Origin of the sequence: Neorhizobium sp. P12A (assembly GCF_008365395.1) — a bacterium.
Taxonomy (GTDB): domain Bacteria; phylum Pseudomonadota; class Alphaproteobacteria; order Rhizobiales; family Rhizobiaceae; genus Rhizobium.
Genome location: NZ_QOVX01000008.1, coordinates 74169 through 93845 on the forward strand (window position 1 = coordinate 74169; position 19677 = coordinate 93845).

The window sequence follows — 19677 nt, forward strand, 5'->3', positions numbered from 1 at the left end:
GATCCTCATTCGAGATAGCTTTCAAAAATGTCCATTACCAGCGCGGTAATCTCCCGTCCAATCCGACCCGAGTTACCGCGATTAATGTTTGTCCCTCGGGCCTTCAGTTTGACGTATTGAGCCCGGTAAGCCTCTCGGACATAATCGCTAATTTCCTTCAGTCGCTCATTCGCTAAAGGAGCATTGCCATGGGCGGCACGCCATACGGAGGCGCCTATGTCTGCCACTAAGACATTGAATATCGAAATCGAAAGCGTTCGGACGTAGCATTCCTCTGCCAATTCGGTCGGCAGGTTGGTCACGTCTGCATCCTCGTTTTCACTGAGGACCGAGCTGATAGCTTCCGCAATTGCCTCTCGGGCGCCGGCATCGTCGAGAGAGACGTCACCAGGATTCACCGCCTCGGCGATGCGCTCCGCCACCTCACTGTGAGAAAGGCCTGCAAGCGACGACAGATCTAGGATCGGCGCCTCGGCACCATCGCTCTCAGTGGTTTGACCACGTGACAGAACGTCGTACACGCCGGATGCGGCAGACGCCGCCTTGCTCATTCGCTGCGAGGCGGTCGACGAGCCTCCGTAGCCATTGCGGACATAATTACCCAAGGCCTTGCGAAGACGCCGTTCGTCGCCGCTCTTGGTGAAGTCACCAATCGCTCGCTTCGCCGCCGTAAACCGACGAGGCGGTGCCATTGGTTGTTGTGGTCCAGGTTTTTGCTCTTCTGGGGCAACCTCCGGCTTTTTGTCAGGCGGGACTGCTGGAGACGAGAGGGGGCCGCCGTCACCGTCTGGACCCGTCAATGGCGGCGAGGGTAAGGTTTCGATCGGTGGCGTATCGCTTCCCACCCAGCTTGGCACCAGTGGAACATTCTTTCCCGGGCCGCTGCTCGTCTTGGAGGTGCCCATTATTTCTTGCCCTTACCCAGAGCAGCATTTACTGCGCTTGCCACTGGTGCAGGGAGGTCAGATCGTTTGGCGAGCGCCGCAATTATTTGCTTCCCCCAAGTGGATGTTTCCAGGCGCGGGATGAGGCTCGCCCTCAATGCTGGCGAGGGTACTTCACCGAGGAACACCACCAGACGAGCCGCCTGGGCAGGGTCGGCGTCCGCTACGGCAGTGAGTCCATACAGAATGTCCGGCGTAGCCCAAGCCGTTTCTTCGCTGGCCTTGTCGAGAAGATGAGTCATGATCTGCGCCCGTTCGTCCGACGTGACCGCGGGCAGTTGTGTCTTGGTCAGAGGCGGCGCCGAGGTTCTGAGGGATATCAACTGCGAGAGCAGCGTGGCCGCATTTTTGGACAGTTTGTTTTCGGCGGCGATGATCGGCGCACTTTCGCGCCCGACATGCAACGCGCCCCGGAGATCTACGCCACCCAGGTCAGGCGACAATTTAAGCCAGTCTGTAATGAGCCTGGCGTCATCAAACCATCCTGCTGGCCAGCGCTTCTCATCTATCGTCTTTCCTTCGCGGACGTCGGCCTCAAGCTCGCGAAGTTCCTTTGATTTCCCTCCGGGCGCGCTGCTGATCATCTCAGACAAGGAATTGAAGGATGTCTGCGAGGCAAAACGCTCGAAGAGAAGAAGCTTGGCAAACATCGCGTCGTTGACCGTGATCCCTTGAACCGTGGCCAGGCTTCTCCTGATCGAAAGGGTATTCATAAACCGCTTTATCAGCCGCGGATTTCCGTTCACCTTCGGAGATGTGATCATTTGGCGCGCGAGGCGATCAGCGAGTTCCAACTCGGCTTTCAAAGATGTCGGGCAGTTGGCGACGAGACCTTGCACAAAGTCGGCATCTATCGCTTCACCTTTCCAACTCTCTGCTAGCCGGCCGTTCACGGCGACGCGCACCTTTTCCTTTTCCGGCTCGGGTACATCGCTGTTCTCGACAAACAGCATCATCAGATAGGCTTTCACTTCATTGGTGCCGAGAGGAGGCACACGAAGGGGAACCTGAATAAGTTTGTCGAAGTAGCTTATGACGATATCGTCGTCGACCTTGGTTCCAGGAAAATGAACGCGAACCGCTTCCTTGATCATCTTGTCATCGGCAGCGATAATAAAGGCGGTGCGCTTCATAAACAGGAAAAGGCGCATTGCTTCCAGTGTGCCGATCACTGTCGGCGGCAGGCACCGGTCGAGGTCGTCGACGAACACAACAAGGGTAACGTCCAATTCATTCAGCAATTCCTCGAATTCAGCTCGAATTGCGTGGATCATTTGCGGGGGTGTTTGTGTGTCGGCTTCCTTCAGCAAGTCCCTTGCACCAGTGAAACCCGCCTTTAACGTCGCGAAACGAGTAACGCGCACGTCGGCGTTCCTTTGTATTCAGCGGGAGTTAACCAGTCGCTGCGGAAGCGCGCGCCATTTCCGTGAATCTTCTGGGATCAAAAGACTCGCTTTACCTCCTGCCTTCAAGAAGAGGACATTGGTGATAGTCGCGGGTGTTCCTCATGTTGTCGTCGGACGAACTCAAAGATCTCGAAAACCAGGTGCGCGAAGAGGAGGACGGACCAGGCTACTTCGCCGAAGCGCTTTCCACATTTCGCTCCGGATCGTACCGATCCTGCGTTCTCATGATGTCGAACGCAGTTTTCGCTCACGCCTATCAAAAGCTGGCTCATGCCGCGTCCGTCGACGCGAAGTACTTGGTCACGCTAAAGGATGTCGACGACAAGAGAAGTGACGGAGACGCCTATGAAGCACGGCTGGCCAGCTGTTTGGCGGGCACCGACCTCATCGACGAGGCAAAGTCGGACTATCTGAAGGAGTTGCGCCGCCTCAGAAACCACGCGGCGCATCCCAACGGAAGGAAAGTCCGTGACTCGGAAGCCGCCCACCTGCTCCGCGAGGGCGTCAAGCTCTTCCTGTCCCAGCGCAACCTCGACCCATTGGTCACTGTCGAGGAGATAGCTGCCAGGGTGATGGAACCGGACTACTTCCCGCGGGAGGACCAACGCAGCGTGCTCGACCTGGTCGCGTCGGAAATCAGCCTTCTGCCACCGAGCGCCTACCAGCGGCTTGTGGAGCGAATTCTAAAGCTGCTCAAGACCGACGACCTCGCCGTGACCAGAAACGCCACCGCCTTTCTTTGCGCGTGCGTGGAGATTCCCGACGAGCTGCTCAAGATCGCCGTCGTGAAGAAGCTTATGATGGCGAAGCTGGGGCGAGGGCAACCCCATCCCGACGCGTTCATGCTAGCCATCGTCAGAGTGCTGGATCGTTCTCCCGAATGCCTGCGGTATCTCGAGGCTGACGATCGGCAAAGGCTCGATGCAAAAGTCGCCAACTTCTTCCTGTCGCCCAAAGCAGCGCATGCGGAGCTCCGAGGGTCAGAGTCGGTGATTGTCCATATTGTCGGGGACCGAAGAGAAAGCAAAAGCGAGTTCGAACATCTCAGAGCCGCCTTGGCGAGATCGCTTGCGCTTGGGTTTCTTTTGATCGGAAACCAGGATTTGCCCAGCGCCGTTCGCGAAATGATCGTCAGGAATCTGGCGACGGTGGCATCGCGCCCGAATCGGAGTGGCGAATTCCTGTCTTTTGTCGAAGCCAACGGGGATGAATTGGTCCAACGGCTGACTGACCAGGATGCTCACAGACTTTGGGCGGCGCTTGAAATCCGTCGAACTCACTACGTCAACGGCAAAAGCAACCTCGATCCCGTCGGCGGCTTCAAAGTCGATCCTCGCGGGCTGAAGCTCCCGGACAGCGAGGCTGCCATAGCTCAACTCGAAACCGTCTTGCGTGAAAGGGTGAGGGAGGCGCGCCTGGCCCATCCTGAAGAGATGGAAAAGAATGCGAGACGTAGCAAATTGCCGTTCCCGGCCGCGCCGGGCGAAAGCCTTGTTTCTCATCTTACCAGTATTGCCAGCTAGAAGCATGGGCTTGCGACTGCGCGCGCGAGAAGTTCGTTGAGCTCGTCCTCGCTCTGAATGTTTGAGCTGGATGTCTTCTCCCATTGGAGAAGTTCGAGAAACTCCTCGGTGGAGAAGCCAAGCGCAACAGCGTCTCTGATCGGAAGGGACGTGAAGCCTTTCCGAGCGAGAGTGAAGTCCGAGACGCATCTTTCGCCCGTCCGCTCGACAACGAACACATACCGCGATTGAAAGCGATCAGTCACGTCGCTCACAAGCTCGCCATCGTCGTCAGCCCAGCCAATGACCCGCACGACGTTTTCAATGGTTCTTCTTTCGATTCTAGGCATCCGGCCTTCCTCTCTGGCTTGTCAAACCCGAGCATCCGGACTCGGATCGTTATGTGAAACCCAAGCTGGCATCAGCCGAGCCTTCAAGGAGATGGTAGGTCGCGGATCTCAAGGGCGAACAAGTCGTTCAATTCGTCCTCGCTCTGGATGTAGGTGCCATTGCGCTTCTCCCATTCGAGAATGTCCAGCCATTCGTCGGTCGAGAAACCGAACGTGACGACATCCCTGATGGACGTCGTGGCCAGGCCTTTCTCGGCGAGTGTGCAGCCGGAAACGAAGGTCTTCCCAATCCGCTCGTCCACGAACATGTATTGGGCCTGAAAGCGATCAGGTACGTCGTCGACGAGGTTCCCGGCGTCGTCGACCCAGCCGATCACGCGAGTTTCGTTCTCAATGCTTCTTCTCTCAATCCGTGGCATAGGTGCTCCCTCTGTTGCCACCATGATTACCGCCGGCCTTGCAAGGGACGAACACCCCTGCGCCGGCATAGTCGTCGTGACCTTACAGGATGGATAGCCGGTAGGACCTTCAGTGTCCGGGGAATTTTGTTGCTGCCATACCCAAATTCAAAGCCACCGACAGCATTTGTGATATCTACTGATCCGAGGAACCCCATGCCCGTGTTTCGCTGGGCTTTTCGAACCGTGACGCATCTGAGCTAGTCAATCGTGACATCATTCCCGGGATTCGTGACTTTGACGAGCGGGCTACTCAATCCGCTCAATAGGTACCCGAAGCCTTAGTCGTTCGGGTATTTTTGCGCTTCCCGCGCATTGCTCAGGGCGGTAATGGCATCGTGATTGCCTGTTTCGGCTGCCGCCTCGAAGATTCTGATCGCATCCGGATAGCGCTTCATGTTGAGGTAGGCATATCCGCGCAGCACCATGAGGTCGATCCGCTCGGGCTGGATCTGGCGAAGCTGGTCGAGATAGAGAATGGCCTCGCGATAGCGCTTGGTGCCGAATGCGTTGGTCGCGCGGTTCGTCAGAATTGCGGTTTGAAGCTCGAGGGCGCGCTGGCGGTTCTGTGGTGCCTTGGCTGCGGAGACTGCCGCCTGGTTGGAGAGGCCAAGCCGGAGATAGGCGAGGCTCTGGCCGTAGGCGGCGTCCTCGCGCGCCTGGGGCACGTTGCTGCGCAGAGCGACATCGAAAGCCGCCGCGGCCTCTGTCGGGCGGTTGAGGTTCATCAGGCACCAGCCGCGCGGGAGCGCAGCAGCAGGGGGCAGCGTTTCGGGGTCGATCGTGGTCGAGCAACCCTGTGGAATTGCCGGACGTGACGTACGAGTGGCGACGACCCTTGCTACGCTACGCGAAGCCGCAGTCCCTGATACTTCCGGCGATTGCGGCGCGTTATAGATCGCCGGCGTCGAGGGCTCACGGACTTCCACCCGCCTCAGATTCTCGATTGCCTGCGTATGGTCGCCATCGACATTTGGCCTGGGCAGCGGAATTCTCTGGTCCTGCTTGGGTTGCTCGACTTCGCCGAGATGCTCGATGCGCGCGGAATGTCCTGCCCAGAGCCGCTGGATCTCGGCGACACCCGCCTTGTCGTTCAGCTGCTGTCGGGTTATCGCCAATCCATAGGCGGAAGGTTCATCATCCGGCTTCCAGCGCAATGCGGTTTCGAACCATTGCGCAGCCGTCGGAAACTGCTTGAGCGTGCGTGCATACCAGCCGAATTGCTGTGCCGTCGGAACATTGCTCTCCTTGAGAACAACGGCGGCGATCCGTTGCAGGATCTCCGGCTGAAGTGCTGGGGCCGGATCGAGTGCAAGCAGGTTTGCCGTGGCTGCGAGATAGGTCGACGTCGCATCCTTCGAGGCATCACGCCAGCGGTACATGACGTCCTCGGCCTCCTGCGGGGACTTGCGTGCAATGAGCGTCAGAGCAACGCCTTGAGAGGCCGATGCGGTATCCTCTTTCGCACGCGCGGCGCGGAACCACTTCTCGGCTGTCGGCATGTCTTCGCGGCGCAGGGAATACCAACCGAGCAGGAGCGCGTCGGAAGCAAGCCCCTGGGTCTGGGCGATCTGCTCGACACGGCTCAGGTAGTCCGGCGAAATCACGAGCTTCGGATCATCGTTGGCTTCCGCTACGAAACGGCGCGCGAGATCGTCCCTGATGGCGTCGAATTCGCGGCTGCCGTTGGGCAGTGGCCGTTCCAATGCGACAAGGTCCTGCATGGCAGTGTAGGGCAATAATGCGGATGCCTTCTGGACGGTCGCCAACCGCTCGGAAGGATTGTCGCAATTCTTCAGGATATAGACATAGGCGTCCCGTGCCCTCGGCAGGCGATCGGTGTGAGCAAAGGCTTCTGCCACGCGCCAGAGCACGTCCACTTCGCTGCAGGTCAGTAAGCTTGGCGTCGCAGCACCGAGTTGCACGACCATTTCATACTGCTTCTGGTCCGAGGCGGTGATGAGGTGCGCTCTTGCCTCGGCCACGCTCAGACGGTCAAGCAGATCGGCTGGCGGTTGCCAACCGGCTTCTGCGGCTTGCCTGTTCGCGATCGCCTTGCGTAGATCGGCATAGCGGGACTCGGAATAGAGTTGCCACATCGCCTCCAGCTGCTGATCCCGATTTTGCGGAACGGCAAGCGGATCGGTCGGCGGCGTCCAGGTGGGATAAAGTGCGCGCAGGCGCGATATCTCCGCCTGCAGGCGGGCCTTGTCACCGCGGCTTGCGAAATATCGCAGCGCACTTTCATCGACAGTAGGCTGTTGCGCATTGGCCTGGGTCGGGGTTCCGGCTGGAGCGGGCGCGGCGGGCTGAGGATTGGCCTGGGCGACTGCGGAGGCGTCAGCGTCCGCAGGAGCTGTGGTTTGCTGATCGACAATGGCTTCCGCCCGAGGCTTGGCATCTTGCTGCGCATCGGGCGCAGATTGCGCCTGGTCCGCTTGGGCTAGTTCCTGCTGATCTGATGGCTTTCTATCGAGCGAGCTGAAGTCGGGACCGCTGATCCGTCCCATCCGCATCAGTTGCGCATTCTGCACAGGCTCGCTGCTGCCCAGAATTCTGTCTCTCCATTCCGCTATCCGCTCACCATTTTTCAGGCCGACGAAAGCGGCCGTTCCGATGACGGCGACAGACAGCAGAATGAAGGATAGCTTCATAGGCACCTCGATATTTTCCCTCAAAGGCGAGCCCAAACCGTTGAAGTGCGGACAGACATATGTGCGTCGAACGAATGACCTGACGGACGCAGGAGGTTCCGCCCCGCTACCTAAAAGGTCATAGTATGGTTAATGATCCCCTAAGATTTCGGCGTTGCACACGACTTGCATTTGATTTCGCTACTATAATCTCCGACCGGCATTATCATCGGCGCCTGCCGAGGTTGGATAGAAGCGCTGCCGTCGCCAGCCCGAGCAATATGGAGGAACCGACGAACAGCACGGCATAGGAGAGAATGTTGGTCGACAGCCAGTTGGCGGCGATCAAGCGATAATTTGCCAGAGATGGTTCCTGCGACGGGATGAAATCGAAGCGAGTGACCGGCACTGCGGCGATCTTGTTCGTTCCCGCCGTATAGGTGGTGATATGCCCGGCGATCTGCGGCCAGCTTGTCTCGGTCGACATTGCCGACAAACCGTCTTTGAGATCTCCGCTTGTGGGGGCGGCCACAACCGTCCAGGTGCCGCCGCCGTTCGGGCTTGCGCCTTGGGCGACCATCAAAGTCGTTGCGTTCTGCGGCGTGAACGTCTCTTCCGCGCTGGGTACGAATCGCAAGGAACTTAGCGATATGTCGAAATTCCTGCGCATCCAGTCTTCGAAGACCGATATCTGGCCGGTCCAGCTGCCGCCCCTGACTTTTGAACGCCACTGGTCGAAGGTGGCACGCGTATCGGCGTCAGCCGTTTGCCCGCTCGTTGCCGGCCGCCAGGATGCCTGGGTCGTCGTCGCGATATTGAGTTGCGAGAGCGCGATCGATGGTATTTGCGAAATTGCGCCGATGAACAGCGCATTGCGATCGCCGATCGCAGCGGGCGACGCCACGGCATCGACCGAAATGGGTCCGCCGGCCATCATCGCCAGCCGCCCTAAAAAGGTCGCCGTCGCCGAAAGCGTGTTCTCATCGGCTCTGTCGATGAAGAGCGGCAACTCGTCTGTCGCGCGGTTATAGGGATAGGCGGTGCCTGCCATCGCCGCCAGATTGGGCCGCTGTCCCACGCGAGCAAAATCCGGCATGTGAAAGACCGAGGTGTCGAATAGCGCGAAGCGCGGCTCGGTGGAGGCGGTCGCTCCCGGGATGCAAGCCTTGTCGTCACTGGTTTGCAGCACCGCCTCGAATGAAATCGCATTCAGACCGGGCTTGAAATGGCGCAGCGTCACCCGGATCGGCAGATGGCGATAGATGCCGCCCCGGGGGTTCGTAATCGGGACCGTCGAGGCAATGCTGCCATTGACATAGATATCTATGTGGCTGCCTGGCAGCACGGAGGGCGCATAGGCGGCGTCAAGGAGGATCGTCGCTTCGCCATAGGCGTTTGCATAGAAGTCGGAAGGAACTGCGATCTGGAAATCGGTACGGAAGCGCCGGCCCGAAAATTGCGTGGTGGCGACGCCAAGCTGTGAAAAGGGAACATCCGTATCGGAAAACAGAAATGGCGCATCCGGAGCCCGCCACCGTTGCGTTACCAGGACATCCCGGCGCACGTTCGGAGAACGGTCGGCGGGTTGGACAAGGCTTTCAATCGCCGAGCCGATGGCCTGCCAGGAAGGGCCGCTGACCAGCAGCACGGGCGCTCCGGTGCGCGGATCATTGATGAAGGTGACAAGCGGCCCCGCTTGAGCCGCAACGGGCAGAGGGGAGATCAGCGGAGCGATCTCCTGGCTCGTCCCGACAATGACAGCAAGTCTTCCTGATCCGGCCGAAGGCATGCCGCTACGATGGAAAACGAAGGACTGGTTGGGCATGCCGCTGAGGACCGCGATCCCTTGAACCAGCCGCATCAATGGCTTCGTGGTCCCCGGCTGCTCGAGGGCCGGCACGATGAAGTCGAATTCGGTCTTGCCCTTCTCGTCCACCCCGATGGCGCGCACGCCATCGACACTCGATAGCCTCGCGGCGTCGGGCCCCCCAAAGCTCAGATAGGTGTGGGCCGGATCGACGGCGGTCCACAGTTCGTAGGTGGACTCAATGCTGCAATCCGTCCTGTGGCGCTGATCCGCCATCATAGTGATGAGATTGGATCCCGCCTGAAGCAGACCTGCGGGAACAGCAAAACCGACCTGCGAGGGGCCATCCGGCGACCGGATCGGCACGTCGCCGACCTTCTGGTTGTTTATCATAACGGAAAGCTTTGAGATTTCCGGCGCCACCACGATGGCGTTCTGATAGGCGAGATTGAGCTTTGCTGGCGCGCGCGCCTGCTCCGGCGTCAGATAGATCGTCCATGTTCGCCGGTCCAATTCGCCACCAAGGCTGAAGTCAGCGTCCGGGATCAGAAACCGATGAAACTCGCCTGCCTTGGCCACTGATGCGGTATTTTCGGCAGGCGGCGCGGGAATGACCGGCGCGGGCCGCGGTTGAGCCGCAGGAGGCGGTGGCGGCGGAGCGGCGGGCTGCTGAGCCTGTTGCGCTTGCGGACGAGGAGCCACGGCGGGCGCAGGCGACGCGGGAGCCGGGGGTGGAGCGGCAGGCTGCGGCTGTGGAGCCGGGCTTGCCTCCTTCGGCCGCTCGGTCGACATGTCAAAAGGCGCCGGCTGCTGCTGGGCCATGGCCGGCGAGCAGATCAGCACAGTGTTCAGCGCGAGTGCCGAGACAAGGACGATCGCCTTCATTCGCCCGGTACCCCTACGGTCTGACGTTGATCCTCCTCCTTCGGCTTGAGACTGCGGAAGAAGTAAACGAGCCCTCGGCTTGTCTGATAGAAGGCGACGCTCAGGAACCAGATAGTGCCGCGTATCAAGCCCGGATTGCGGCGCCGCGACAGCTGGAAGCGAGTCCACTGATCGGAGTTGGCGAATATGAGATCGGCGATCAGCCTGTGGTCGCGGGCGTTATGGGGCAGATAGAGGCAACCGATCGACGTAATCTCGCCGGACGCCTTTATATTACGCACCGCGATTGGCAGCGTCTCCTCGTCGGCCCCGCTATAGGGCCTGAACTTGATGGCGCCGCGGGCATCGATTTCCAGCGGATCGAAGGTCTTACTGAAGACATGAAGACGGGCGCCATGCACCGATACGTCTTCGATGGAGGCCGGATGCCACTTGTCGCCGATGCCGAATTCGCAGCGGCGGTTGACGCGCACGCGGCGGGAGGACGATCGCTCGCCTCGCTCCGATACCACACCAAGCGCACAGCCGGCCATGATCAAGTTGAGCAGCGTCCAGCCTCCGACGACAAGCGTCACATCCGCCTTGTAGGGTTCGGCATAGACGCGGTAGATCGCGACACAAAAAGCGACGAGCAGCACACCGAAGATGACGAAGAACGGCCGGCTGATCTCAGAGAGGCGGCTCACCGAGATGGATTCGTCCTTCGCCGTCACTTTGAAGGTCGGTTTCCTCGGATTGAGGATAACCGACACGACCGCCGGCAAGAGGTGCACGGTCTGCACATATTCGTAGAGCTCGGAGATCCATGGCCAGCGGAACGAACCATAGAGATAGTTCTGCATCATCAGGTTCACGAGCATGTAGGTGAGCGTATAGGCCAGAAACTCGCCGCCCGACGACGTGAAGATTTCGAGGTTGAAGAAGAGATAGAAGAGCGGTGCGAAGAGGAAGATCGTTCGCGGGAACGGAAACAGCCAGAACAGCGTCGACGACATGTAGCAGAGGCGCTGCGGAATGGAGAGGCCGCCCTTCAGCAGAGGGAAGCGGAACCGCAGGATCTGCATCATCCCCTGTGCCCAGCGGCTACGCTGACCGATGAAGCTTGCAAATGTCGCCGGCTGCAATCCTGCGATCAGCGGCTTGTCGACATAGATGCTGTTCCATCCGCGTGAATGCAGCGCGATGGCCGTCTCGCAATCCTCGGTAATGCTGATGCCGCTGAAGCCCTTGGTTTCCTCCAGCGCCGTGCGCCGCAGGACTGCGGCAGAGCCGCAGAAGAAGGCTGCGTTCCACTTGTCGAGCCCGCGCTGAATGATGCCGTAGAACATTTCGTTCTCGCTCGGCATCTTGTCAAAGGTCTGCAGGTTGCGCTCGACCGGATCCGGATTGAGGAAGAAATGCGGTGTCTGGACTAGAAAGAGCTTCGGATCATCATCGAAATAGCCGACGGTCTCGAGCAGAAAATCGCGCGCTGGCGCATGATCCGCGTCGAAGACGGCGATCAGTTCGCCCTTCGAGTGTTTCATGCCGTTGTTGAGATTGCCGGCCTTGGCATGCTCGTTGCGGTCACGGGTCAGGTAGTGTGCGCCAAGCTCCTCGCAAAGTTGCGATAGCTGCTCACGCCGGGCGGTGGCAGCCTGTGATTCCAGGAGATTGTGGGCATTGCGCTTCTGCAGCGTGCCACCGTCATCGAGAAGCCAGACATCGATCCTGTCCGAGGGATAGTCCATGCTTTTGGCCGCAGCGAGCGTATTGGCAAGCAGCGCCGCTTCCTCGTTGTAGCTCGGCACGAAGACATCGACATGTGGAAATCTGTCTTCCGATGCAGCACGAGAGGGACGTGGAGGCAGGGGCATGGCGACGACGAAAAGGCTGAGCGCGCCCATCATCACGCTGTACATTTCTGCAAGATAAAGAAGGAAGCCAGGAATGAAATTCTCCGGCTGGTTCAGCGGCGGCAGGGTGCTTGTCGTTCGCCAGAAGACATAGCGCAGAATGATCGAACTGCCGAAAGCGAGCGCTATCAGCCGCCATGAACCCTCGCCCTTCATGAACTTGATCAACGCCATCAGGATCACCACCGAAACGCTGGTGATCAACTGGGTCTGAAGATTGATCGGCAGCGTAATAAGGGTGACAACGCTGATCACGACTATGAGCCAGACGATGACACTGCGGACTTTGCGCATCTCATTTCCCTTTGCTATCCGAGGCGTTGTCGTTCGAAATCAATGCTCCGGGCGGGCGGGATATTTTGGATGACAGGTGGCGAACGATTAATCACTTGCATGCAGTTCCCTCCGCCGCGGTCGTCGCACAACCCGGTCCGGGAACGACGACCGAGGCCGGCTTGGCGCCCTGCGCCGCCGTCGTCGGCAGTGGGACGATCGGGCCCGTCGGAGAGCTTGCCGCTACCGGCTGTTGCCGTGCGGCGGATGGCATCGATACTGCTGTCGCCTGCCTGTAGATCACGGGCGCTGTCTGTGGCTGAAGAGCAGGCGGCAGCTGGCTGGCATTGCTTGATGGTATGCCGGGATAGATGGGGCTTTCCGTCCCGCCGAGAGACGCATCGACCTTGGGCGGCGCGTCATACGGGTTCCATCCCTCTGCAGGAAATGTGCCCGTTATCGTGTAGCGGTACATGACGCCCAGCAGCTGCTGCTCGGTCGAATGGGCATCGCAGAGCCGCAAGCGCACCTGGATCGTCCCCCGGTTCTGGAAGGCCGACTGGGAATTCGCATTCGAACGGATTTGCTGCCAGGCATAAAGGCATGTGTCGCCGGTCCGGCTTCTGCCTGTAGCGTAACCGAATGGCCCATAATTGTTCTGCACATAATAGGGCGAACGGGACAGAACGACGCCGGGGAACTCATGGCGCATTTCACTCGCGATGCTGGAGTCGCGTATCGCGGTGTAGGACATGCTCTTCTGGTCGTCATAGTCGAGACCGACCGGACCGAAGAAGGATATGCGCAGCACGTTCTGGCCCGGAGTAGAGGCCGATGTGAACAGGAAAATATCCTGCCGTACCGCATTGTTGAAATGGTGCTGAATGACGTTGACGATCGCCGGGCCGCCCGGGGGAGGCAGAGCGAAGGCCTGATCGTTGGACACGGTTGCGGCCCCGTCGGGAACGCGGATACCATCTTTCGATGCACAGCTTGAAATTGCAGAGGAGGCGGAGACAAGAAATACGCCGCACAACAAGCGCGCCGCCATACCCTTCGCTTTATCGCCAATCGTCCGCCGCGACGAAGGCTGTCGAATCAGGTGGTGCAAGTTCATGCCGTAGACATAACTAATTACGCTTCATAAGCAATTGCGAAATCACATCAATTCGAAGTCTGTCCCTTCAAATCCGTGACGTGGTTAGGCGTACCCGATCACTTGGACGAATTGTTCTATTTTGAAGCGAACCGATCCGCTGAAGCCATTTTCGCGATGCGAGGCTGCACCCGATGCCTGAGGCGCGGATTTCTTGACAAGCCCGTCGAGAAAGAGAAGATGCGTGCTCGTCAATTCTTCGCCTGTCCCACAGAACGAAGGACGGCGCGGTTTCGTACTTCCGGAGGAAATACATAGATATTGGATGCTCACCCGTGATTGGGGTCTGGATGAGCATGATACGCCGCGACTGATATTGGGCCGTGCGCTTTCACTGAAACACAAATTTTGAGACGGCATTCGAGGAGAATTTGGAAATGACAAGCGGGATGGAGATTTTCGGCACTGGCACATTCGTCGGCCGTGTCTGGCGATCGGACGTAAGCGGCCCTTCGGTCGTGGTGGTACGGGATGGTGCAGTTGTTGACATCACCTCGAAGGAAGCGCCGACCGTGCGCGATCTTCTGGAGAAGGATGATCCGGCCGCCTTTGTGCGCCAACAGAAGGGCGAGGCTCTCGGCAGTCTTGAGGGGCTGCTAAACGGCACGGAAGTTTCTGTCCGGCTGCTGGCTCCGGTCGATTTGCAGGCAGTCAAGGCCTGCGGCGTCACCTTTGCCCGCTCCATGGTCGAACGTGTGATCGAGGAGCGCGCGGCCGGCAATCCCGATCTGGCGTTGAAGATTCGTGAAAAGGTGAGTTCCATCATCGGCGACAGTCTGCGCAATCTGAAGGCAGGGTCGCCGGAAGCAGCAAAGGTCAAGGCTGCACTCATCGAGGAAGGCGTGTGGTCGCAATATCTTGAAGTTGGCATCGGTCCGGATGCCGAAGTCTTCTCGAAATCGCAGGTCATGTCGTCAGTCGGCCATGGCGCCGATGTCGGCCTGCACCCGATTTCCAGATGGAACAATCCTGAACCGGAAATCGTGCTCGCCGTCGACAGCCAGGGCCGCGTCAAGGGCGCGACACTGGGCAACGACGTCAACCTTCGCGATATCGAGGGTCGCTCGGCGCTGTTGCTCGGCAAGGCGAAGGACAACAACGCCTCTTGCTCCATCGGTCCGTTCATCCGGCTCTTCGACGAGACCTACTCGCTCGACGACGTGCGCAATGCGGATCTCGCCCTTAGGATCGAAGGTGAGGACGGCTATGTGCTCAACGGCTCGAGCTCTATGAAGGAAATCAGCCGTGATCCGCTCGACCTCGTATCGCAGACGATCGGTCGTCATCACCAGTATCCGGATGGTTTGGTGTTGTTCATGGGGACGTTGTTCGCCCCCGTAGAAGACCGCGACACACCCGGTCAGGGGTTCACCCACAAGGTCGGCGACGTCGTCACCATTTCGAACGACAAGCTCGGTGCACTCCGAAATCGAGTACTCTTGTCGACTGAATGCGATCCCTGGACGTTTGGGACCTCTCATCTGATGCGGAACCTCGCTCAACGCGGATTGGTCTAAGCCTCCCTCAAGTACCGCCATTTGCGAATTCTCACGCCGAATAGGGGACCAGACTGTCTGGTCCCCTATTTTTTAAGGGGCATCCAGATTCCTCTGGAACCATTTGGGACCTGCAGCGTTGTTTGGGGCTTGAAGTGTAATTGTCAAGCTCGACGGCAAAACCGATGACATGAGAGCGGGGGGCATTCAAAGTAATGAATATGCGACACTTCATATGAATCGCAATGACATGGCTGTTGGAGTTGCCTGGAGCGTGGAAGACCGTTTCCGGCTGTTGGTCGATACGATCACAGATTATGCGATCTATATGCTCAACCCTGAGGGTTATATAGCGACCTGGAATGCCGGTGCGGAGCACTTCAAGGGCTACAAGGCTGACGAAATCTTAGGTGAGCATTTTTCCCGCTTCTATCCCGAAGAGGATCGGCAGGCCGGCCTGCCGGCCAGGGCTCTCGCCATTGCCAAGGCCGAAGGCCGATTTGAAAATGAGGGCTGGCGGATCCGCAAGGATGGAAGCCGTTTCTGGGCGCACGTCATCATCGATCCCGTGCGTACCCCTGATGGCCTCCTGGTCGGATATGCCAAAATCACACGCGACCTGACCGAGCGCCGGCAAGCGGAAATGGAGATAAAGCAGAGCCAGGAGCAGTTTCGCATCCTTGTTCAGGGGGTCACCGATTACGCCATCTATATGCTCGACCCGGAAGGCAAAATCGTCAGCTGGAACGCCGGCGCTCAACGCATCAAGGGCTATTCGTCCGAAGAAATTATCGGCCAGCATTTTTCCCGCTTCTACGCCGAAGAAGACCGGCTGAGCGGCGAACCGCAGCGGGGGCTTGTGATCGCTACACGTGACGGGCGCTTCGAGAAAGAGGGTTGGCGCCTGCGCAAGGACGGAACTCGCTTTTGGGCGAGTGTTGTCTTAGATGCCATCCGCGACGAGAGTGGCCGCCTTATCGGATTTGCCAAGGTGACGCGGGATATCAGCGAAAAGATGAAGACACAGCGTGCGCTGGAGAAGGCACGCGAGGAACTTTTCCAAGCCCAGAAGATGGAGGCGATAGGTCAACTGACCGGTGGCATCGCCCATGATTTCAACAATCTTTTGATGGCCGTATTGGGCAGTCTTGAAATCGCTCGAAAGCGCCTGCCACACGACACGTCAGTCATTCCGCTGATTGATAATGCCATCCAAGGCGCGCAACGTGGCGCCGCCTTGACGCAGCGCATGCTGGCATTCTCCCGGCGTCAGGAGCTTCAATTCGAGCAGGTGGATGTCAATGCGCTGCTCAGTGGGATGAGCGAGCTGCTGCAACGATCTCTCGGTCAGACCGTATCTGTCGACATGGATTTGCCGGATCAATTGCCACCGATATCCAGCGACCCCAATCAGCTTGAAACCGCAATCCTCAATCTTGCCCTCAACGGTCGCGATGCCATGTCCGGCAAGGGACAGATCCGCATTTCTGCAAGGCAGCTGGCGATCGCTCAAGACGCTTGCTCCGGACCGGTGTCGCCTGGTCATTACGTCTGTATCGCGGTTGTCGATAGCGGGGAAGGGATGGATCCGGAAACCCTCCAGCGAGCAACAACTCCCTTTTTTACGACCAAGGGAATTGGCAAGGGAACCGGCCTTGGTCTCTCGATGGTGCTCGGATTGACGGAGCAATCCGGGGGAAAGCTTCTGCTGAAAAGCGAAAAGGGCCAGGGAACGACGGTAGAACTCTGGTTTCCCGTCAATGAGTTACCGGTTCGGGCTGAAGTTCCAGACGAGTCGCCGCTGGTGCGACCCCTGATATCAGAGATGCGTCTTCTTACCGTCCTGGCGGTCGATGATGATGGCCTCGTTCTCATGAATACGAAGTTGATGCTGCAGGATCTCGGCCATCGGGTCCTCGAAGCCGATTCCGGCCTCGATGCACTTGCCATATTGCAGCGGGAGCCGGTCGACCTGGTGATTTGCGACCATGTCATGCCGCGTATGACGGGGTCGGAGCTCGCGACCGCCATCCATGACCAATGGCCGGATGTGCCAATTATTCTCGCGACTGGCTACGCGGAATTGCCGACAGAGGTCCGGGAAGCGTGGCCCAGACTTGCCAAGCCATTCTCACAGAGCCAACTGGCCGAAGCCATCGCCCGCACCATCCATTGACGCGCATCAACTGTTGGCAAGCAGCGCGACGGGGAGGCGATCCAGGATTGCCGCCAATGGAAATTCCCGCCCCGCATCGATCTCATTTTCCAGAATGACATTCCGCATGCGCTTACCTCGGCAGGAGGCTGGGAGCAGGACAGCTGTGTCGCCCCAGAAATCAGCGCAGGGCCATTCGTCGTCCCCTAGGTAGAAAACCAGACGTGGTGCCAAGACTATGACGAACTGATCGCCGAGCCGGCGCAGGAAAGCGATGACATGCTCGCTCCCCGCGCCGCGAGCCTGCAACGGTTCATAGTTTCCGTCACGAAGCAGGGCGGCGTTCTCTCGCCGGTACCGAAGCGTGCGAGCAATAATTTGCTGTTTCAACACGCCGCTCGACAGTGCCGCCTCATTTGTCGATGTTTCCGATGTCATCAAGTGCCGAGTCAGTCTCGGGAGATCGGGCATGCGGCGATTGTCGGGATCGACGAGGCTGAAATCCAACCCTTCCGAGCCTTGATATATGTCCGGCACACCTGGAGCTGAGAGCTTGATCAGCGTTTGCGACAGCCCGTTGAAAAGCCCGGCGCGAATGAAGGGGCGAAGGGTTCTGCGGAAATCCAGCTGGAACGCGCTGTTTTCAGATGACAGCAGGGACCGTGCGTAATTCTTGACGGCCGTCTCATATGGTTCGTTCACGGCGCTCCAATCGGTGCGCAGCTTTGCCTCCCGGAGCGCCTTTTCGACGTAACCAAGGAATCTGGCCTCAAAATCCGTCGGCAATTGGTGTCCGCTTTCCAAACCGGCGGGCCAGGCGCCGACCAGCGCCTGATAGAGCATCCATTCCGTCTCGGCATCCGGGGCAGGGCCGTCGGACAGATGCCGAACTCTGGATTTGTTGATCTCGCGCCATCGCCGAACTGCCGCCTCCCAGACATCAGGAGCTTCGCTGATGGCGTAGAGGCGTGCCCGCGCGTCCTCTCCGCGTTTCGTGTCATGAGTAGAGGTTGCCGAGAGGCCATGGGGTTGAGTGGCTATCCGCTCAATCATCAATTGGTGGAAACGGTCGAGACCGAAATCGCTGCCATCCGTCTCACCGCCGACTTCATTCAACCCAAGCAACCGATTGAAACGATAGAACATTGTGTCTTCGATCGCCTTGGCAGTCAGCGGCCCCGTCAGTTGCTGCAGGCGGCGGCGGAATTCAGCGGCTGTCTCCAGGTCTGCCGTCGGTGTTTCACCGCGAAAAACACGATCGAGGAAGGCGAGAGCTCGAGGGTCCGGTGGCTGCCGCAATTCACGGACGCTGATGATGACGTTATTCCAGAGACAGAGGTTCGCGTCATCGAGCCCATTTTTCGTCCCGTAGGTGCGGTAGACCGGGAAGGCGATCAGGATCTCCATTAGCGCGTCTTGGATCGCTTTCTCCGATGGGCCGTCTTCCCGCTGCGTGCCGGCGATATCGAGAGCCAGCTTGAGCAGGTTGTTTGCCTCGACCGCAAGATTTGCGGCAATGAGCTGCTGTTTCGCCTGCCGTGCGCCATCCTGAAAATTCAGCCTCTGGTCTGTGACGTTGGCATAAGCCAGATCCAACCTGTCCAGTCCGCGAGTGTCGACCAAAGCGTTGGTGAGAGCTGTGATGAATTCGTAACCAGTGGTGCCGGAGATCGGCCAATCAGAGGGTACTTGTTCGTTGGCCGCCAGTATTTTTTCGGCGACAATATAAGTGTCTGGGCCGACCTCCTGCCGAAGGCGATCGATATAGGCCTTAGGAAAGGCGAGACCGTCGATATGATCGATCCTCAGTCCGTCGACCTGATCGCTTCGGACCAGATCGAGGATGAGACGGTGCGAGTCATCGAAGACCTTGGCATCCTCCACGCGCAGTCCTGCCAGACCGGTGACCTCGAAGAAGCGGCGATAGCTGAGTTCATTCGGTGCATCACGCCAATAGAGCAACTGCCACGGCTGGCGATCAAGGACGCGCTGTAACGCTACGCGATCTCCCGACAGATGATCGAGTGCCGTCTGAAGAGATGCGGTTACTCCCTCTCTCGCAAAGAGGTCCCGCAAGTTCTTATGAAAAGTTGCCGCATTCTCAGGAGTGGCGGCGGCGGCTCGCTCGAGGATTTCTAGGGGAAGGGGTAACCCTGCATAGGTGGCGGGATGGAGCGGAATGAGATTGTCGAAATAGGCGATCGTCAATGCGCCCGCGGCTGCGTCGAGAGCAAATTTCAGATCGCCCGCTTCGATGACCTTATCGAGTGGCTGCCCAAGGATCGGCAGGGTGAGACGACGCCTCCAGTTGATGTCGAAGTAATCGGAAAACGGGCTTTCAGTTCCCCATTCCACGACGCTGCGCCACCAGGAGTTTTCAAGCGACGCCGCCATGTGATTGGGGACGATGTCGATGATGAGGCCTAGTCCGGCTGCGTGCAGGCTGTTTGCCATCGCCTCGAAGCCGTGCCGTCCGCCGATCGCTGGATCAATCTCATTGGGATCGATGATATCGTAACCATGGGTCGAGCCCGCGGTCGCAGTGAAGACCGGGGAAGCATAGAGATGGCTGATGCCGAGGCGCTTGAGATAGGGTATCAGCGCGGTCGCCCGGTCAAAGGTCATGCCGTTGCGAAACTGGATGCGGTAGGTCGAGCTCGGAATGGTCATTGCGCGTGCCGCAAGACAATTGCCGATGGGAAGGTGCGCTCAGTTGC

12 protein-coding genes are annotated in these 19677 nt (G+C 58.7%); 3 read left to right on the plus strand and 9 right to left on the minus strand.

Annotation, left to right across the window (positions count from 1 at the left end; all coding sequences use genetic code 11):
* Positions 1 to 5 precede the first annotated feature (5 nt).
* Complete coding sequence (locus DTW90_RS21710; protein WP_149340852.1) at positions 6 to 905, minus strand: hypothetical protein; 900 nt, start codon at positions 903 to 905, stop codon at positions 6 to 8.
* Entirely contained in the window at positions 905 to 2308 is a 1404-nt protein-coding gene (locus DTW90_RS21715; RefSeq protein WP_246665005.1) for a P-loop NTPase fold protein, read from the minus strand. The genes DTW90_RS21710 and DTW90_RS21715 overlap by 1 nt, the downstream gene beginning before the upstream one ends.
* 143 nt (positions 2309 to 2451) lie before the next feature.
* Here DTW90_RS21715 and DTW90_RS21720 point away from each other — a divergent pair, with 143 nt between their 5' ends.
* Positions 2452 to 3873 (plus strand): hypothetical protein, encoded by a 1422-nt coding sequence (locus tag DTW90_RS21720; protein WP_149340854.1) that lies wholly within the window; start codon positions 2452 to 2454, stop codon positions 3871 to 3873.
* On the opposite strand, the gene DTW90_RS21725 is transcribed toward DTW90_RS21720, so the two are convergent.
* The 6 genes from DTW90_RS21725 to bcsN all read right to left on the minus strand — a co-directional run bounded on the left by DTW90_RS21725 (position 3870) and on the right by bcsN (position 13099).
* Positions 3870 to 4202, minus strand: coding sequence for a hypothetical protein (locus DTW90_RS21725; protein ID WP_149340856.1), 333 nt, complete (start codon positions 4200 to 4202; stop codon positions 3870 to 3872). The genes DTW90_RS21720 and DTW90_RS21725 overlap by 4 nt on opposite strands.
* 83 nt (positions 4203 to 4285) lie before the next feature.
* The gene (locus DTW90_RS21730) at positions 4286 to 4579 is read right to left on the minus strand and encodes a hypothetical protein (protein ID WP_149340858.1); all 294 of its coding nucleotides are present in this window, start codon (positions 4577 to 4579) and stop codon (positions 4286 to 4288) included.
* 362 nt (positions 4580 to 4941) lie between these two features.
* A complete protein-coding gene (locus tag DTW90_RS21735) occupies positions 4942 to 7314 on the minus strand; it encodes a tetratricopeptide repeat protein (protein WP_149341055.1) in 2373 nt (790 codons plus the stop codon).
* A gap of 205 nt (positions 7315 to 7519) precedes the next feature.
* Positions 7520 to 9985 carry a cellulose biosynthesis cyclic di-GMP-binding regulatory protein BcsB gene (locus DTW90_RS21740; RefSeq protein ID WP_149340860.1) on the minus strand — a complete coding sequence of 822 codons (2466 nt, stop codon included), beginning with the start codon at positions 9983 to 9985 and terminating at the stop codon, positions 7520 to 7522.
* Positions 9982 to 12174: a UDP-forming cellulose synthase catalytic subunit gene (gene bcsA / locus DTW90_RS21745; protein WP_149340862.1), complete on the minus strand. Its 2193-nt coding sequence runs from the start codon at positions 12172 to 12174 to the stop codon at positions 9982 to 9984. Before bcsA ends, DTW90_RS21740 begins: the two co-directional genes overlap by 4 nt.
* 91 nt (positions 12175 to 12265) lie before the next feature.
* Positions 12266 to 13099 carry a cellulose biosynthesis protein BcsN gene (gene bcsN / locus DTW90_RS21750; RefSeq protein WP_188080009.1) on the minus strand — a complete coding sequence of 278 codons (834 nt, stop codon included), beginning with the start codon at positions 13097 to 13099 and terminating at the stop codon, positions 12266 to 12268.
* Positions 13100 to 13686: 587 nt separating this feature from the next.
* On the opposite strand from bcsN, the gene DTW90_RS21755 reads away from it, so the two are divergent.
* Entirely contained in the window at positions 13687 to 14826 is a 1140-nt protein-coding gene (locus DTW90_RS21755; protein WP_188080010.1) for a fumarylacetoacetate hydrolase family protein, read from the plus strand.
* A gap of 229 nt (positions 14827 to 15055) precedes the next feature.
* Entirely contained in the window at positions 15056 to 16981 is a 1926-nt protein-coding gene (locus DTW90_RS21760; protein ID WP_246665006.1) for a PAS domain-containing sensor histidine kinase, read from the plus strand.
* Between the two features lie 6 nt (positions 16982 to 16987).
* Here DTW90_RS21760 and treY read toward each other — a convergent pair whose 3' ends face one another.
* Positions 16988 to 19630, minus strand: coding sequence for a malto-oligosyltrehalose synthase (gene treY, locus DTW90_RS21765; RefSeq protein WP_149340868.1), 2643 nt, complete (start codon positions 19628 to 19630; stop codon positions 16988 to 16990).
* Positions 19631 to 19677: the final 47 nt, after the last annotated feature.

What these genes read in the sequence shown, in the direction of transcription:
- DTW90_RS21710 (WP_149340852.1), bottom strand. Translation starts at nt 905, where the DNA reads ATGGGCACCTCCAAGACGAGCAGCGGCCCGGGAAAGAATGTTCCACTG.
- DTW90_RS21720 (WP_149340854.1), top strand. Translation starts at nt 2,452, where the DNA reads ATGTTGTCGTCGGACGAACTCAAAGATCTCGAAAACCAGGTGCGCGAA.
- DTW90_RS21725 (WP_149340856.1), bottom strand. Translation starts at nt 4,202, where the DNA reads ATGCCTAGAATCGAAAGAAGAACCATTGAAAACGTCGTGCGGGTCATT.
- DTW90_RS21735 (WP_149341055.1), bottom strand. Translation starts at nt 7,314, where the DNA reads ATGAAGCTATCCTTCATTCTGCTGTCTGTCGCCGTCATCGGAACGGCC.
- DTW90_RS21740 (WP_149340860.1), bottom strand. Translation starts at nt 9,985, where the DNA reads ATGAAGGCGATCGTCCTTGTCTCGGCACTCGCGCTGAACACTGTGCTG.
- bcsA (WP_149340862.1), bottom strand. Translation starts at nt 12,174, where the DNA reads ATGCGCAAAGTCCGCAGTGTCATCGTCTGGCTCATAGTCGTGATCAGC.
- DTW90_RS21755 (WP_188080010.1), top strand. Translation starts at nt 13,687, where the DNA reads ATGACAAGCGGGATGGAGATTTTCGGCACTGGCACATTCGTCGGCCGT.
- DTW90_RS21760 (WP_246665006.1), top strand. Translation starts at nt 15,056, where the DNA reads ATGGCTGTTGGAGTTGCCTGGAGCGTGGAAGACCGTTTCCGGCTGTTG.
- treY (WP_149340868.1), bottom strand. Translation starts at nt 19,630, where the DNA reads ATGACCATTCCGAGCTCGACCTACCGCATCCAGTTTCGCAACGGCATG.